Genomic DNA, 13,631 nt, shown 5'->3' on the forward strand with positions numbered 1-13,631 from the left:
GTTCAGCGCGTAGCTGGCTCTAGCGGAGGATAAGAACTGGGCAAGGGTACGGCAGGTGCGGCGCTGGTTTCCGTATTGCGAACGGGAATGGGGAACTTGCGCAAATCTTCTTCTTTGGCTTCTAGGCGTGGCACTTTCAAATTGGATTTTTTGGCAACCAACTTGGTGACAAATTCGGTTTCGCTGGGCAACTCATCGCCAACGATGCGCTCAAGTTCATCGCCTTTGAACCAAACGCTAACGCTGAAGCTTTGCGGCGGCACGCCCTGACGGCGAATGGTGAACACATAATCCCAACGCTGATCGTGAAAGACGCTGGCAACCAAGGGGGTGCCCAAGACATCCCTGACCTGCTGACGCGACATGCCAAGCTTGAGAAATTCTCTTTGCTCGCGGGAGATGAAGTTGCCCTGAACCACCTCGGGGATGTAGTAAACCCGGGTTTCTGAGTTGAACTTCAGAGTCGGCACGCTGCAAGCGCTCAATAAACCGAACAGCACTGGCAAGGCGACGCCCCAAGTGAGGGTGGTGCGCAGATTGGTGAGCCGACTGGTGAGCCGACTGGTGCGCAGAGTGATGGGCAGAGGAATGAAAAAATATTGATTCATGGATGCTTCGCAGGCCATATGATCAGGTCATTGTAGCGGTAGCATTCAGCATTCGGCGAACTCGCTGCTGTCAAAGTCTCTCACTTTCAATGGCAACAGATAATTCATGGACGAACTCAAAAGCACTGGGCTGAAGGCCACCATTCCCCGTCAAAAGATTTTGGAAATCTTCCAAAAGGGCTTGCAAAGGCACATGACGGCTGAAGATGTTTTCAAGCATTTGCTGAATGACAACGCTGACATCGGCTTGGCCACGGTTTACAGGGTGCTCACCCAGTTTGAACAGGCGGGGCTTTTAAGCAGAAATCATTTTGAGAGTGGCAAGGCCGTCTACGAACTCAATGAAGGGCAGCACCATGACCACATGGTGTGCCTAGATTGCGGCAAAGTTGAGGAGTTTTACGACGCGGAAATTGAAAAACGTCAGCACGACGTGGCCTTGTCCAAGGGCTTTGTGATTGCCGATCACGCCCTCAGCTTGTATGCCCACTGCACCCAAAACCCCTGCCCGCATCGAAATCGCGCATAAATTAGACGCTTAAATTGGGCGCCCAATTTAGACGCTCAGTCATCACCCTAGCCGTTCCCGCCATCCATAGCAGCCTGCTGCCGCTCCATGAAGTCTTGGTAGGTATCAATGCCGCGCATTTGCAAAATAGTGTTGCGCACTGCGGCCTCCACCAACACCGCAATGTTGCGTCCCGCCACCACCTGAATGACCACTTTGCGAACCGGAATACCCAGCACGTCTTGAGTGAGTGGCTCGGTGGGAATGCGCTCGTAATCGCGCTCAAAGTTCTCGCGGCGCACCAAATGCACGATGAGCTTCAATCGCATTTTGCGGCGAACTGCCGTCTCACCAAAAATGGCACGAATGTCCAAAAGACCAATGCCGCGCACCTCTAACAAGTTTTGCAACAACTCTGGGCAGCGCGCTTCAATGGTGGTTTGGTTGATGCGAAACAAGTCAACGGCATCATCGGCCACCAAGCCATTGCCCCGTGAAATCAACTCCAAGCCCAACTCGCTTTTGCCCAAGCCAGACTCGCCCGTGATCAAGACACCCAAGCCCAAAATGTCCATGAAGACACCATGCATGGTGGTGCGATCGGCAAAGTGTTTGGACAAATAGGCCCGGAGCACATCAATCACAAACGCTGAAGACTCAGGCGTTGCGAACATCGGGATTTGAGCGCGCTCACACACGCGAAGCAATGCGTCTGGCGCGACTTGCCCATCGGCCAAGACCAACACCGGCGGCTCTAAAGTCACGATGCGGGAAATACGCCGAACACAGTCTTCCTCACTGCCTCGCGCGAGGTAGGCAAGCTCGCGCTCACCCAAAATTTGAACTCGGTAAGGGTGGATGTAATTGAGGTAGCCCACCAAATCGGCGCCAGAGCGCGCAGCGCGCACAGCCACTTCGTCAAAGCGACGCTCCGAAGCTCCCAAACCGGCAATCCACTGCCACTTGAGCTTGCCTCGGTGGTCTTCAAACAGAGCGTCGGCGCTGACAGCGGTAGGCTTCATCTCAACCTCGTTTCGTGGATGGGCTTAAGAGTGCGGATTTCAGTGGACGGGCGACCACTTGTCGATCAGCTGATGCAAGCGGGAAGCAGAGTCACTGCTGATGAGGTTGTCACGCAAACTGGCATTGCTCAACAGCTCAGCAATTTCAGACAAAATTTCTAAATGTTTTTGGGTGGCCGCTTCTGGCACCAGCAAGAAAATAAGCAACTTCACGGCTTGCTCGTCTGGTGCGTCAAAGCCAATGGCTTGCTCCAATTGGAACACTGCTGCCATTGGCGATTTCAAGCCTTTGATTCGGCCATGCGGAATGGCCACGCCGTGGCCCAGTCCGGTTGAACCCAAGCGCTCACGGGCGAACAAACTGTCGGTGACCAAGGCTCTGGACAAGCCATGTAAATTTTCAAACAACAAGCCCGCCTCTTCAAAAGCGCGTTTTTTGCTGGTGGCATCGACGCCAACCAACACTTGTTCAATGGGAAGGATAGCTGCAAGTCTGTTCATATCGAGGGCGGATTATGCACCCTGTGAAAGGCTCTGCCCCAAAAAAAACCGCACCTGAGGGGTGCGGCGGTGAGTTTCAAGCGAAAAAACAATGAAATTTCACATCATGCGCTTTGGCGCGATGTGTTGATGGTCAGTAATTCGATTTTTGTGCTTGACCACTTGGCGGTCCAACTTATCAACCAGGTCATCGACAGCGGCATAAAGGTCTTGGTGCGAGCTTTCCGCAAACAAGTCGTTGCCTTTGACATGGATATTGCATTCGGCGCGTTGCCGTTTTTCTTTCTCTTTTTGTTTTTCGACGGTGAGCAACACTTTCACATCCACCACCTGGTCAAAATGCCGGGTGATTCGGTCCAATTTGCCCGTCACGTAGCTTCTAAGGGCGGGCGTCACCTCAAGGTGGTGACCGCTGATCGTCAGATTCATAAATAATCCTCCTGCTGCTCTGTTTGACAAACATCCACCGCCAAAACATGGGGTGGGCTGAAGTCACTATGCGCGCCCCAACAGCCGAAAGCAAGCAAGTCGTCTTTAACCCTTTGGTTTGGTCAAGACTTGCAATTTTTTGACAAAAAGCTGATAAATTCCCATATTGAAGGCTTCAGAAGCTTTCTCAAGATTTAGCTGCCCCATGCAGTCTCAGTTTGCTGGCCAACGCAAAGCTCAAGAGACTGGCCCCTCCGCCCAACACAGCAGCCATCCAGTAATGGGTTAAGTGCCCATTGCCATCGCGGCCCAATATCTGCCCCCCGACCAATGCCGCCAGGCCCATGGCCAAGGATTGCACGGCCGAATTCAATGTCATGAAACTGCCCCGCCTGCGCGGATCGGCCGATGCACCGATGAGCGCCATACCGGGAATCATGCGGCCACTCATGACCACAAACAAAATAGAAGACACCACGAGCACGCCTGCCATGGGCAAGTCGGCCGACAAGGTCATGGCCAGCAATGGCAATGGCATGAGAAGTGCCAATCGGCGAAACGCATAGTCTTTGCCGGCCCGATCAGACCAGTGCCCAATGAAGCGGGCCGAAATGAGTGTGCACACACCGCCACACAAGTAGACGTAGGGAATCTGCTCAGTCTGAAAGCCTGCATTCGCCTGCAAATAAAGCGTGATGTAAGGAATAACAGCAAAACCGGCAAACACCATGCTGGAAGACATGGCATAGGCTCGCAAGTGATTGGGGTCAACCAACACCAAGCGCAGGTTGGACAAAATGCTGGGCGCAGATCCGTCATCGGAAGGGGTTTGCACATGCCCCTTCAAACTCGGCAAGGTTTTCAAAGCACCCAAGGCAAACACACTGACCATGATGGCAATGGCCAAAAATGGCGCATGCCAGTTGAAAGAGGAGGCCAAAAAGAGGGCCAAGGGAACCCCAGCTACCGTTGCCACAGAAAAAGAAGTCATGACCACGCTCATGGCTCGACCCCTGCGCTCAAATGGAATGACTTCCGCCACAATGGTTTGCGACAAGGCCATCAAGACGCCCCCAAAAAAACCAGAAGCGACGCGCGCTGTCATGAGCCATGCATAGGTCGGTGCCAAGCTGCAAGCCATGGCAGCAATCCCAAACAAAGGGTAGAGGGTGAGCATCATCCGCTTGCGGCCAAAACGGTCGATGTAGGTGGCTGCTAAAAGTCCCGACAGGCCCGCCGCAAAAGTGTAGGCCGACACCAGGAAACCAAACTGCCCAGCAGAGATGTCAAAAAGTTGGGTCAATTGCGGACCCAAGGGCATCATGATCATGAAGTCGAGCACGCTCGTGAATTGGATGCTGGCCAATGTGAGCAGCAGCCAGCGCTCTCGCCGAGGCGTCAAATGTGTGGTCATGGGTGGTTTTCCTGAAGCTCTGACTCTATCATTCAGCCACGCACCTGGATGACCTCACACGGTGCACACGACATGGCGCAACGCAAAGAGGCTCTGTTGGATTTTTTCAACGATTAAGTGCCATAATCCGACCCATCATTATTTTGGAGTTTGCTCCGTGGAAAGCCACCCTAGTTGGTAGCTTTCGAATGAAATGGTCTCCTCGCTGCGCACACAGTCGCAGCCCTGCCAGTCGTTCGAAAGCTGCTTGCCCCCAATGCCGCCTTATCGAACACTTGGCTCCCCGTTTTTTTGGGGCTGAAGGAGATCTGCCATGCTCAACATTTTTACATTGGCCAACGGCCGCCTGGTTCAGGAAGAGATTGAATCCCTGGAAGAGCTGTCCAAGTTCCAGCCGATCTGGGTCGACCTTGAGTCGCCCACCGTGGAAGAAAAACGCTGGATCAAACAATACTACGGCCTGTCCATTCCAGAAGATGCGATGGACGAGGACATTGAAGAGTCTGCACGCTTTTACGAAGAAGACAATGGCGAGTTGCACATTCGCTCTGACTTTTTAATTGCCGACGAAGACGAGCCTCGCACCGTGCGATGTGCGTTCATCTTGAACCAACACAACGCCGATTTGCGCAGCCGAGGTGTGCTGTTCTCCATTCACGACGAAGACGTACCGGTTTTTCGCCTGCTGCGTTTGCGTGCACGCCGCGCACCCGGTTTGTTGGAAGATGCCAAAGAAGTGTTGCTGAAGTTGTTTGACGCCGATGCCGAGTACTCTGCCGACACGCTAGAAAACATTTACGACAAGTTGGAAATTGCTGGCAAGCTGGTGCTGTCTGGCGACGTCACCGACGCCATGGCCGGTGAAGTGCTGGGGGCCATTGCCCGCCAAGAAGACTTGAACGGCCGCATTCGCCGCAATGTGATGGACACCCGCCGCGCGGTGAGCTTCATGATGCGCAGCAAGATGCTGAACGCCGAGCAGTTTGAAGAAGCGCGCCAAATTTTGCGCGACATCGATTCGCTCGACTCACACACCGAGTTCTTGTTTGAAAAGATCAACTTCTTGATGGACGCCACCGTGGGTTTCATCAACATCAACCAGAACAAGATCATCAAGATCTTCTCGGTGGCCAGCGTGGCCTTGCTGCCGCCAACGCTAATTGCCAGTTTGTACGGCATGAACTTTCAATACATGCCCGAGTTGTCGCAAAAATGGGGCTATCCGTATGCACTGTGCCTCATGGTGGCCAGTGCGGTGGTGCCTATGTGGTATTTCCGCAGGCGTGGGTGGCTCAAGTAGGCTATCGCAACTCGCGTCTTAAGATTTTGCCAACCGCAGTTTTGGGCAGTTCGGTTTTGAACTCAATCAACTTGGGTTGCTTGTAGGCCGTCATGTTGGTGCGGCAATGCTCACGAACAGCCAGCTCTGTCAGTGCTGGGTCTTTTTTAACAATGACCAACTTCACCGCTTCGCCTGTTTTTTCATCGGGTACGCCCACTGCGGCACACTCCAACACACCTGGGCACAAGGACACTGTTTCTTCGACATCATTGGGGTAGACGTTGAAGCCACTGACCAAGATCATGTCCTTCTTGCGGTCGACAATTTTGAAAAACCCGCGCGCATCGCAAATACCGATGTCACCCGATTTGAAAAAACCATCGGGTGTCATGCAACGCGCCGTTTCATCAGGCCGCTGCCAATAACCCGCCATGACTTGCGGTCCCTTGATGGCAATTTCGCCAGGCTGACCCAGCTCTGTGACCTCAATGCCCTCATCGTCTAACAACTTCATGAAGGTGCTGGGCAAAGGCACGCCAATGGTGCCCGTGAACTGTGTGCTGGTGGTGGGATTGCAACTGGCAGAAGGGCTGGTTTCTGACAAACCATAACCTTCGCAAATGGGACAGCCCGTTTTTTGCAACCACAAAGCAGCCACAGCACTGGTGACCGCCATGCCACCGCCCACCGAGACCTTGAGATTTTTCCAATTGACTTTGTCAAAGTCGGGGTGATTGGCCAAACCATTGAACAAGGTGTTGACCGCAGGAAAGCTGTGAAAAGTTTGCTTGGACAACTCTTTCAAGACAGCGGGCAAATCGCGCGGATTGGGAATCAATATATTTTTCCCGCCCGTGCGCATGCTCAGCATCATGTTCACTGTGAAAGCGAAGATGTGATAAAGCGGCAAAGCACACACCGACGTGGCTTGTTCGTTGGCGGGCACCCGCCTCATCACCGGCTCGTTCCAAGCTTCGGATTGCAGCAAATTGGCAATGACGTTGCGATGCAAAAGAACAGCGCCCTTGGAGATCCCCGTTGTTCCTCCCGTGTACTGCAACAAAGCAATGTCTTCTGCGCTAACAGTGGGCGGACGAAACCTGACTTCACTGCCAATTCGCAAAGCCTGGTTGAATTTCACGGCCCCAAAAAGGTGGAATTCTGGCACCAAGTTTTTCATGTTGCGAACCACGAAATTGACCACTGCAGATTTTGGCCAGTTCAACATGTCGCCCATGGCGCACATCACAATGTGTTTGACTTGTGTTTGCTTGATGCACTTTTGCAAGGTGATGGCAAAGTTTTCAATGATCACAATGGCTTTGGCGCCAGAGTCTGTCAATTGGTGCTCAAGCTCACGCGGCGTGTAAAGTGGATTGACATTGACCACCACCAAGCCGGCTCGCAAAATAGCAGCAACGGCCACAGGATACTGCGGCACATTGGGCATCATGATGGCGACGCGATCGCCTTTTTGCAGTCCCAAGGACTGAAAATAGGCCGCCAGAGATTGGCTTTTGACATCAGTTTCTTCATAGCTGATGTCGTGCCCCATAAAACTGTAGGCGGTGCGCTGGGCGTATTTGGCAAAACTCTCTGCCATCAAGCCCACCAAGGACTCATACTCAGAAGCGTCTATGTCAGTCGGTACACCCTCAGGGTAACTTTCTAACCAAACGCGTTCTGCCGTCATCACTCGATCGCTTTCACCATATCTTCCACCACTTTCTTGGCGTCACCAAACACCATCATGGTTTTGTCCATGTAGAACAGTTCATTGTCTAGGCCTGCATAACCTGCTGCCATCGAGCGCTTGTTGACGATGATGGTTTTGGCTTTGTAAGCTTCCAAAATAGGCATGCCATAAATAGCGCTGCCCTTGATGTGCGCTGCTGGGTTGACCACATCGTTGGCACCCAAAATGATGGCCACATCGGCTTGGCCAAATTCGCCGTTGATGTCTTCCATCTCAAACACTTGGTCGTAGGGCACTTCGGCCTCGGCCAACAACACGTTCATGTGACCCGGCATGCGGCCCGCCACAGGGTGGATGGCGTACTTCACAGTGATGCCTTTTTCAGTGAGCTTGGCAGCCAGCTCTTTGACCGCATGCTGTGCGCGGGCCACGGCCAAACCATAACCGGGCACGATAACCACGGTCTCGGCATTGCCGAGCACAAAGGCGGCATCGTCTGCACTGCCGCTTTTGACAGGGCGCTGTTCTTGTGCGCCACCGGCGGCGGCCGTGGCTTCACCACCAAAACCGCCCAGGATAACGTTAAAGAACGAGCGGTTCATGGCCTTGCACATGATGTACGACAAAATGGCGCCCGATGAACCCACCAAAGAGCCGGCAATGATCAACATGCTGTTGTTCAAGCTGAAGCCAATGCCCGCAGCAGCCCAACCGGAGTAGCTGTTGAGCATAGATACCACCACCGGCATGTCGGCACCGCCAATCGGGATGATGATGAGCACGCCCATGACAAATGCCAGGGCCAACATGGCAAAGAATGCGGTCCAGTTTTCGGTGAACATGAAGACCAAGCCCAGACCCACGGTGACCAAGCCCAAGATCAAATTCAGTTTGTGCTGACCGGCAAATTGCACGGGCGCACCTTGAAACAAACGGAATTTGTACTTGCCAGACAACTTGCCAAACGCAATGACCGAGCCGCTGAAGGTGATGGCACCAATGGCTGCACCCAAGAACAACTCTAGCAAGTTGCCTTTGGGAATGGGCGGTACAGTGCCGTCGGCTGCTTTGGTCACAATGCTGAAGGCATAAGGCTCGACCACTGCGGCAATGGCAATGAACACAGCAGCCAAACCAATCATGCTGTGCATGAACGCCACCAACTCGGGCATTTTGGTCATTTCAACTTTTTGCGCCATGTATGCGCCCAAGCCGCCGCCGACCACCAAGCCACCAAAGACATACACCATGCCATTGGCTTGACCGCCAGACAATTCAACAATCAATGCAGCGGTGGTCAAGGTGGCAATGAGCATGCCCGTCATGCCAAAGATATTGCCGCGAATGGATGTGGTGGGATGCGACAAACCCTTCAGGGCTTGAATGAAACAAACACTGGCAACCAAATACAACAAGGTGACAAGATCCATGCTCATGCTTTGTCTCCTTCAGAAGTCACGGCTTTCTTTTCTTTCTTTTTGAACATTTCCAACATGCGCCGCGTGACCAAAAAGCCGCCAAACACATTGACGGCAGCCAGCGCTACCGCCAGCACACCCATGGTTTTACCCAGCGTGGTTTCCGTGAGTGCGGCTGCCAACATGGCACCCACAATCACAATGGCCGAAATGGCATTGGTCACCGCCATCAAAGGCGTGTGAAGGGCGGGGGTGACGGTCCAGACCACGTGGTAACCCACGTAGATGGCCAGCACAAAAATAATCAGATTGAGAAGGGTGGGGGACACTGCTTCCATGGAGATCTCCGGTTTTTTTAAATAAGGTTGGAAGGTGAGGGCTTATTTGCGCTTGACGTCGCCGCCCTGCGTCATCAAACAAGCGGCCACGATGTCGTCTTCTATGTCCACTTTGAATTCACCTTCTTTGGTGAGCACCAGTTTCAAAAAGTCGAGCACATTGCGGGCATACAAAGAGGAGGCATCGGCGGCCACCAAGGCTGGCAGGTTGGTTTCACCTACCAAGGTCACGCCATGTTTGACAACCGTCTTGCCGGCTTCGGTGAGCAAGCAATTGCCGCCCACGCCATCGGCGGCTTTGCCTGCAGCAATGTCAACAATGACCGAGCCGGGCTTCATGCTCTTGACCATGTCTTCGGTTACCAGCACAGGGGCTGCGCGGCCGGGAATGAGCGCGGTCGAAATGACCACGTCGGCCATGGCCACACGTTTGGCCACTTCCACTTTTTGGCGCTCTAACCAGCTGGGGGGCATGGGGCGTGCATAGCCGCCCACGCCTTCAGCCGCTTCTTTTTCTTCAGCGGTTTCATAGGGGACATCAATGAATTTGCCACCCAAAGATTCCACTTGTTCTTTCACGCTGGGACGCACGTCGGAGGCTTCAATGACCGCACCCAATCGCTTGGCTGTGGCAATGGCTTGCAAGCCCGCCACGCCCACACCCAAAATGACCACCCGTGCGGCTTTGACCGTACCTGCGGCCGTCATCAGCATGGGGAAGAAGCGTTGGTATTTGTCTGCTGCCACCATGACGGCTTTGTAGCCCGCAATGTTGGCTTGCGATGACAACACGTCCATGCTCTGTGCCCGCGTGGTGCGAGGAGCCGCTTCCAACGCAAAGCTGGTGAGGCCCGCAGCGGCCAGTTTGGCGAGGCCTTCAGCGTCAAACGGGTTCAACATGCCCACCAAAGCGGCGCCAGACTTCATGTGCGCCAACTCAGCAGCGCTTGGGGCACTCACTTTGAGCACCACGTCGCAAGCCAAGGCCCCTGCTGCATCGGTGATTTCTGCACCGGCGGCTTCGTAGGCAGCATCGGTCACGCTGGCCGAAAGGCCGGCGCCAGACTGAACCAGCAAAGTATGCCCTTGTGCTTTTAACTTTTTAGCCGTTTCGGGCGTCATGGCGACACGGGTCTCGCCAGGTCGGGTTTCGGCAGGTACGCCAATGCGCATAGATGTCTCCTGAATGCTTACAAACCTAAAATTGCCGCTATTGTGCTTGATAAATCAAAAGGGCGTGGCCCAAGAGAAAGAAGTGAAACTTAATCTTGCATCGTAAAAATGCTGGAATTTGGCACCCGCCAAGGCTTCAGGGCAGTGTGCTCACTTTTTGACCCGCGGCCACTTGGTCCAAACGGGCTTGCTCGGCCAAAACTTTGGCCACATAGCCCGTGTCACTTTGCACCGAATCCCCTCCCAAATAGAAAAGCAAGCCGTCTTCCGTCACCCCCCCCTTCAGGCGGATGTATTCTTGGAGAACTTGCGTACCCACTCGCATGTTGGTGAGGGGGTCAAACGCGGCCAGCTTGCCACCGTACTTTTCATATTTTTTGACGTGGATGTCGGTCATTACCTGCATCAAGCCTTGGGCACCCGCTGGGCTTTGGATGTAGGGGTGAAAACTCGACTCAATGGCCATCACCGACAAAATGAGGTGCGGCTTGATTTTGGTGGTGTTTGACAACTCATAGGCCTCGGTCACCAAGGCCGCCATGGGCTCTGGGGCCACCCGGTATTTGCTGGCCAGCCAAGCCGCTACGGCCGCTTGCTTGCTGGGAATGTCTTTCAAATCTGTAGCTGTTGCTCTTTCTGCCGTGTTTTGAGGCTCCCACCACAGGCTGAACTGTCGGGCGCGCAGCCACTCATACACCGTGGATTCTGTTTGGGCCAAGATGTCTGGTCGAAACAAGGCCACGCTGACGCCCATGACAAGCACCAGGCCCACCATAGCCAGACCACTGTGCGTGATGGTGAACACGCCCTTGCCCACATCTTTCACAAAGATGCTGACGGCCAGTCTCAGTTTGGCAAAGGCAGTGGGGGGTGAATCGGGCAACATGATGCTCGCAAGTATAGATATTTAGATCAAGATTAGATCAAGAGATAATTGAAGCCATGAAGCATCACCGAATTGTTGTGGGTTTGTCTGGCGGGGTCGACTCCGCAGTCACTGCTCACTTATTGAAAAAGCAAGGCCACGAAGTGGTGGGCATTTTCATGAAAAATTGGGAAGACGACGACGACAGCGAGTTTTGCGCTGCCAACATCGACTTTGTCGATGCCGCAGCCGTGGCCGATGTGGTGGGCATCGAGATTGAGCACGTCAACTTTGCTGCCGATTACAAAGACCGAGTGTTTGCAGAATTTTTGCGGGAATACCAAGCTGGCCGCACGCCCAACCCCGATATTTTGTGCAATGCCGAAATCAAATTCAAATCATTCCTAGACCACGCCATGCAGGTGGGTGCTGACAAAATTGCCACTGGCCATTACGCGCGCGTTCGCCTGAATGAATCAACAGGGCTGCATGAATTGCTCAAAGGCTTAGACAACAGCAAAGATCAGAGTTACTTTTTGCATCGTTTGAACCAAGCGCAATTGTCAAAAACTTTGTTTCCAGTTGGCGAATTGCTTAAAACGCAAGTGCGCCAAATTGCAGAAGAAATTGGCCTGCCCAACGCCAAGAAGAAAGACTCCACAGGTATTTGCTTCATTGGCGAGCGACCCTTTCGCGATTTTTTAAACCGCTACATCTCCAAAGAGCCGGGCCCCATCAAAGACTCCAGCGGGCGCACCATAGGCAAACACGTTGGCTTGAGTTTTTACACCTTGGGACAACGTCAAGGCTTGGGCATTGGGGGCATTAAAGAAAAAGGTGCGCAACGCGGTGGGGGTGAGCACACGCCTTGGTTTGTGGCACGCAAAGACATGGCCCAAAATATTTTGTGGGTGGTGCAAGGCCACGACCACCCTTGGTTGTTGTCACCCCAACTTGACGCTGCCGATGCCAGTTGGTGTTCAGGCACTGAGCCAATTGCAGGACCCTACGCGGCGAAAACACGCTATCGCCAAGCCGATGCGGCTTGTGCACTCACCGCCCCAAGTGCCTCAGCGTTTTCATTGGCCTTCCATGAAAACCAATGGGCCGTCACCCCCGGGCAAAGTGCCGTGCTGTATGACGGCGAAGTTTGCTTAGGCGGGGGCGTGATCAGCTCGGCCGTAACCCTGAGCTAAGCTCAATCGCCGCCAAGAGCCAACTTACTGGGTTGTCTTTTTTCAACGGCAAATCTGAGCAGTGCCGCTGTTCTGAAAATGCCATGTGCAAATTTGCCATAGGGCAATGTCAAAAACAGCGCCATGACCGTACCCAAATGCACCGCCAACAAACTCGGCATGGCGGCGGTATCTTTGGAGAGCATCAAGGCCAAGCCCGTCACACTGATAAAGAACAACAGGGCAATGAAACCCCGGTCCATGGGTCTTTGTTGAGCATCGCCATGGTTGGGGTCTCGAGCCAAATTCAGACGCCACAACCACAAGGTGCCCAGCGCCAGAGAAATACCGCCAACGGTACCCAGCAATTTGGGCAGGCTGGTGAAGTCGTAGGGTGCTGGCCAATCTAGCAGATAGTGATAAATAGTGGCCACGCTGGTGGCGGCAAAGCACAACATGAAGCCGTAAAACGTCAGATGGTGCGCGCGTTTTCGGGCCAAGGTGAACGCATCGTCTTCGTTGTTGCAGCCCTCACCATGCCCACCGCCCAAATATTTCAAACGCAAGGCATCGTGTGCCGCTTCCGCTGCAGCAGGAGAGCTCAAGGGAGCCCCACTGGTAGCGGGCGTCACTTCTCGCCAAAACTTAATCACGCCCAATGTCAGCGCCAGCACAGCCCACAAGAAAATAGGCGCAAACATGCTCACCATGAGGTTGTGCGGGAAGATGGCATAAAAACCATTTTGAACAGGGCCGCCCCACAGCGTGCCATTGCTTTGAATTGCAAGTATCAAAAACAAGCTGAGGCTCACAGCCAAGGCCATCGACACTGCCAAACCATTGCGCTTGTAAAGTCCACCCAGGGCTTTGGGCCAAGCGTAGTCGGCATAGGTTTGACCTCGCACGGTGGCCATTGACTTGGGCACATTGATGGCAAATTCGTGTGGTGGTGCGTATTGGCAAGCGTGCAAGCATGCGCCGCAGTTGTGGCACAAATTGGCCAAGTAATGAATGTCGGCTTTGCCAAATTCCAAGCGCCGCGTCATGGCTGGAAACACAGCACAAAACCCTTCGCAATAGCGGCAGCCATTGCAAATGTGAAGCTGGCGTGCCACTTCTTTTTCAGGGGCCGTTAAAAGAATTTCGCCACGTCCCAAAGCTTGCGCTTCTTGCGTGAGTTGTTGAAGTGTTTGCATGATGTT

14 protein-coding genes are annotated in these 13,631 nt (G+C 53.6%); 3 read left to right on the forward strand and 11 right to left on the reverse strand.

Annotation, left to right across the window (positions count from 1 at the left end):
• Positions 1-2: 2 nt before the first annotated feature.
• Complete coding sequence (locus B9Z32_RS00550) at positions 3-608, reverse strand: outer membrane protein assembly factor BamE (protein WP_108420883.1); 606 nt, start codon at positions 606-608, stop codon at positions 3-5.
• A 106-nt stretch (positions 609-714) separates the two neighbouring features.
• On the opposite strand from B9Z32_RS00550, the gene fur reads away from it, so the two are divergent.
• Positions 715-1,137 (forward strand): ferric iron uptake transcriptional regulator, encoded by a 423-nt coding sequence (fur, locus tag B9Z32_RS00555; RefSeq protein ID WP_108419483.1) that lies wholly within the window; start codon positions 715-717, stop codon positions 1,135-1,137.
• 47 nt (positions 1,138-1,184) lie between these two features.
• Here fur and hprK read toward each other — a convergent pair whose 3' ends face one another.
• From hprK to B9Z32_RS00575, 4 genes are all read right to left on the reverse strand, one after another.
• Entirely contained in the window at positions 1,185-2,138 is a 954-nt protein-coding gene (gene hprK, locus B9Z32_RS00560) for an HPr(Ser) kinase/phosphatase (RefSeq protein WP_108419484.1), read from the reverse strand.
• A gap of 39 nt (positions 2,139-2,177) precedes the next feature.
• A complete protein-coding gene (locus tag B9Z32_RS00565; RefSeq protein ID WP_108419485.1) occupies positions 2,178-2,639 on the reverse strand; it encodes a PTS sugar transporter subunit IIA in 462 nt (153 codons plus the stop codon).
• A 99-nt stretch (positions 2,640-2,738) separates the two neighbouring features.
• The gene (hpf, locus tag B9Z32_RS00570) at positions 2,739-3,068 is read right to left on the reverse strand and encodes a ribosome hibernation-promoting factor, HPF/YfiA family (protein ID WP_108419486.1); all 330 of its coding nucleotides are present in this window, start codon (positions 3,066-3,068) and stop codon (positions 2,739-2,741) included.
• Between the two features lie 187 nt (positions 3,069-3,255).
• Positions 3,256-4,482: an MFS transporter gene (locus tag B9Z32_RS00575; protein WP_108419487.1), complete on the reverse strand. Its 1,227-nt coding sequence runs from the start codon at positions 4,480-4,482 to the stop codon at positions 3,256-3,258.
• A gap of 313 nt (positions 4,483-4,795) precedes the next feature.
• Here B9Z32_RS00575 and corA point away from each other — a divergent pair, with 313 nt between their 5' ends.
• Positions 4,796-5,782, forward strand: coding sequence for a magnesium/cobalt transporter CorA (gene corA / locus B9Z32_RS00580; RefSeq protein ID WP_108419488.1), 987 nt, complete (start codon positions 4,796-4,798; stop codon positions 5,780-5,782).
• A gap of 1 nt (position 5,783) precedes the next feature.
• Here corA and B9Z32_RS00585 read toward each other — a convergent pair whose 3' ends face one another.
• From B9Z32_RS00585 to B9Z32_RS00605, 5 genes are all read right to left on the reverse strand, one after another.
• On the reverse strand, positions 5,784-7,457 hold the full coding sequence (locus B9Z32_RS00585) for a long-chain-fatty-acid--CoA ligase (RefSeq protein ID WP_108419489.1): 1,674 nt from the start codon (positions 7,455-7,457) through the stop codon (positions 5,784-5,786).
• Positions 7,457-8,896: an NAD(P)(+) transhydrogenase (Re/Si-specific) subunit beta gene (locus B9Z32_RS00590; RefSeq protein WP_108419490.1), complete on the reverse strand. Its 1,440-nt coding sequence runs from the start codon at positions 8,894-8,896 to the stop codon at positions 7,457-7,459. Before B9Z32_RS00590 ends, B9Z32_RS00585 begins: the two co-directional genes overlap by 1 nt.
• On the reverse strand, positions 8,893-9,216 hold the full coding sequence (locus B9Z32_RS00595) for an NAD(P) transhydrogenase subunit alpha (protein ID WP_108419491.1): 324 nt from the start codon (positions 9,214-9,216) through the stop codon (positions 8,893-8,895). The genes B9Z32_RS00590 and B9Z32_RS00595 overlap by 4 nt, the downstream gene beginning before the upstream one ends.
• A gap of 42 nt (positions 9,217-9,258) precedes the next feature.
• The gene (locus B9Z32_RS00600; RefSeq protein WP_108419492.1) at positions 9,259-10,389 is read right to left on the reverse strand and encodes a Re/Si-specific NAD(P)(+) transhydrogenase subunit alpha; all 1,131 of its coding nucleotides are present in this window, start codon (positions 10,387-10,389) and stop codon (positions 9,259-9,261) included.
• A gap of 136 nt (positions 10,390-10,525) precedes the next feature.
• Complete coding sequence (locus B9Z32_RS00605) at positions 10,526-11,275, reverse strand: lytic transglycosylase domain-containing protein (protein ID WP_233248006.1); 750 nt, start codon at positions 11,273-11,275, stop codon at positions 10,526-10,528.
• A gap of 56 nt (positions 11,276-11,331) precedes the next feature.
• On the opposite strand from B9Z32_RS00605, the gene mnmA reads away from it, so the two are divergent.
• Positions 11,332-12,450, forward strand: a complete 1,119-nt coding sequence (gene mnmA / locus B9Z32_RS00610; RefSeq protein ID WP_108419493.1) for a tRNA 2-thiouridine(34) synthase MnmA — start codon at positions 11,332-11,334, stop codon at positions 12,448-12,450.
• A gap of 2 nt (positions 12,451-12,452) precedes the next feature.
• On the opposite strand, the gene tcuB is transcribed toward mnmA, so the two are convergent.
• Positions 12,453-13,625, reverse strand: coding sequence for a tricarballylate utilization 4Fe-4S protein TcuB (gene tcuB / locus B9Z32_RS00615; protein ID WP_108419494.1), 1,173 nt, complete (start codon positions 13,623-13,625; stop codon positions 12,453-12,455).
• Between the last annotated feature and the right edge of the window lie 6 nt (positions 13,626-13,631).

It is taken from the genome of Limnohabitans sp. MMS-10A-178, from assembly GCF_003063375.1.
In the GTDB taxonomy this organism is placed as follows: domain Bacteria; phylum Pseudomonadota; class Gammaproteobacteria; order Burkholderiales; family Burkholderiaceae_C; genus Limnohabitans_A.

Bases quoted from the DNA above. Each gene is read 5' to 3' on its own strand.
- B9Z32_RS00550 (WP_108420883.1), bottom strand. From the start codon at position 608: ATGAATCAATATTTTTTCATTCCTCTGCCCATCACTCTGCGCACCAGT.
- fur (WP_108419483.1), top strand. From the start codon at position 715: ATGGACGAACTCAAAAGCACTGGGCTGAAGGCCACCATTCCCCGTCAA.
- hprK (WP_108419484.1), bottom strand. From the start codon at position 2,138: ATGAAGCCTACCGCTGTCAGCGCCGACGCTCTGTTTGAAGACCACCGA.
- B9Z32_RS00565 (WP_108419485.1), bottom strand. From the start codon at position 2,639: ATGAACAGACTTGCAGCTATCCTTCCCATTGAACAAGTGTTGGTTGGC.
- hpf (WP_108419486.1), bottom strand. From the start codon at position 3,068: ATGAATCTGACGATCAGCGGTCACCACCTTGAGGTGACGCCCGCCCTT.
- B9Z32_RS00575 (WP_108419487.1), bottom strand. From the start codon at position 4,482: ATGACCACACATTTGACGCCTCGGCGAGAGCGCTGGCTGCTGCTCACA.
- corA (WP_108419488.1), top strand. From the start codon at position 4,796: ATGCTCAACATTTTTACATTGGCCAACGGCCGCCTGGTTCAGGAAGAG.
- B9Z32_RS00585 (WP_108419489.1), bottom strand. From the start codon at position 7,457: ATGACGGCAGAACGCGTTTGGTTAGAAAGTTACCCTGAGGGTGTACCG.
- B9Z32_RS00590 (WP_108419490.1), bottom strand. From the start codon at position 8,896: ATGAGCATGGATCTTGTCACCTTGTTGTATTTGGTTGCCAGTGTTTGT.
- B9Z32_RS00595 (WP_108419491.1), bottom strand. From the start codon at position 9,216: ATGGAAGCAGTGTCCCCCACCCTTCTCAATCTGATTATTTTTGTGCTG.
- B9Z32_RS00600 (WP_108419492.1), bottom strand. From the start codon at position 10,389: ATGCGCATTGGCGTACCTGCCGAAACCCGACCTGGCGAGACCCGTGTC.
- B9Z32_RS00605 (WP_233248006.1), bottom strand. From the start codon at position 11,275: ATGTTGCCCGATTCACCCCCCACTGCCTTTGCCAAACTGAGACTGGCC.
- mnmA (WP_108419493.1), top strand. From the start codon at position 11,332: ATGAAGCATCACCGAATTGTTGTGGGTTTGTCTGGCGGGGTCGACTCC.
- tcuB (WP_108419494.1), bottom strand. From the start codon at position 13,625: ATGCAAACACTTCAACAACTCACGCAAGAAGCGCAAGCTTTGGGACGT.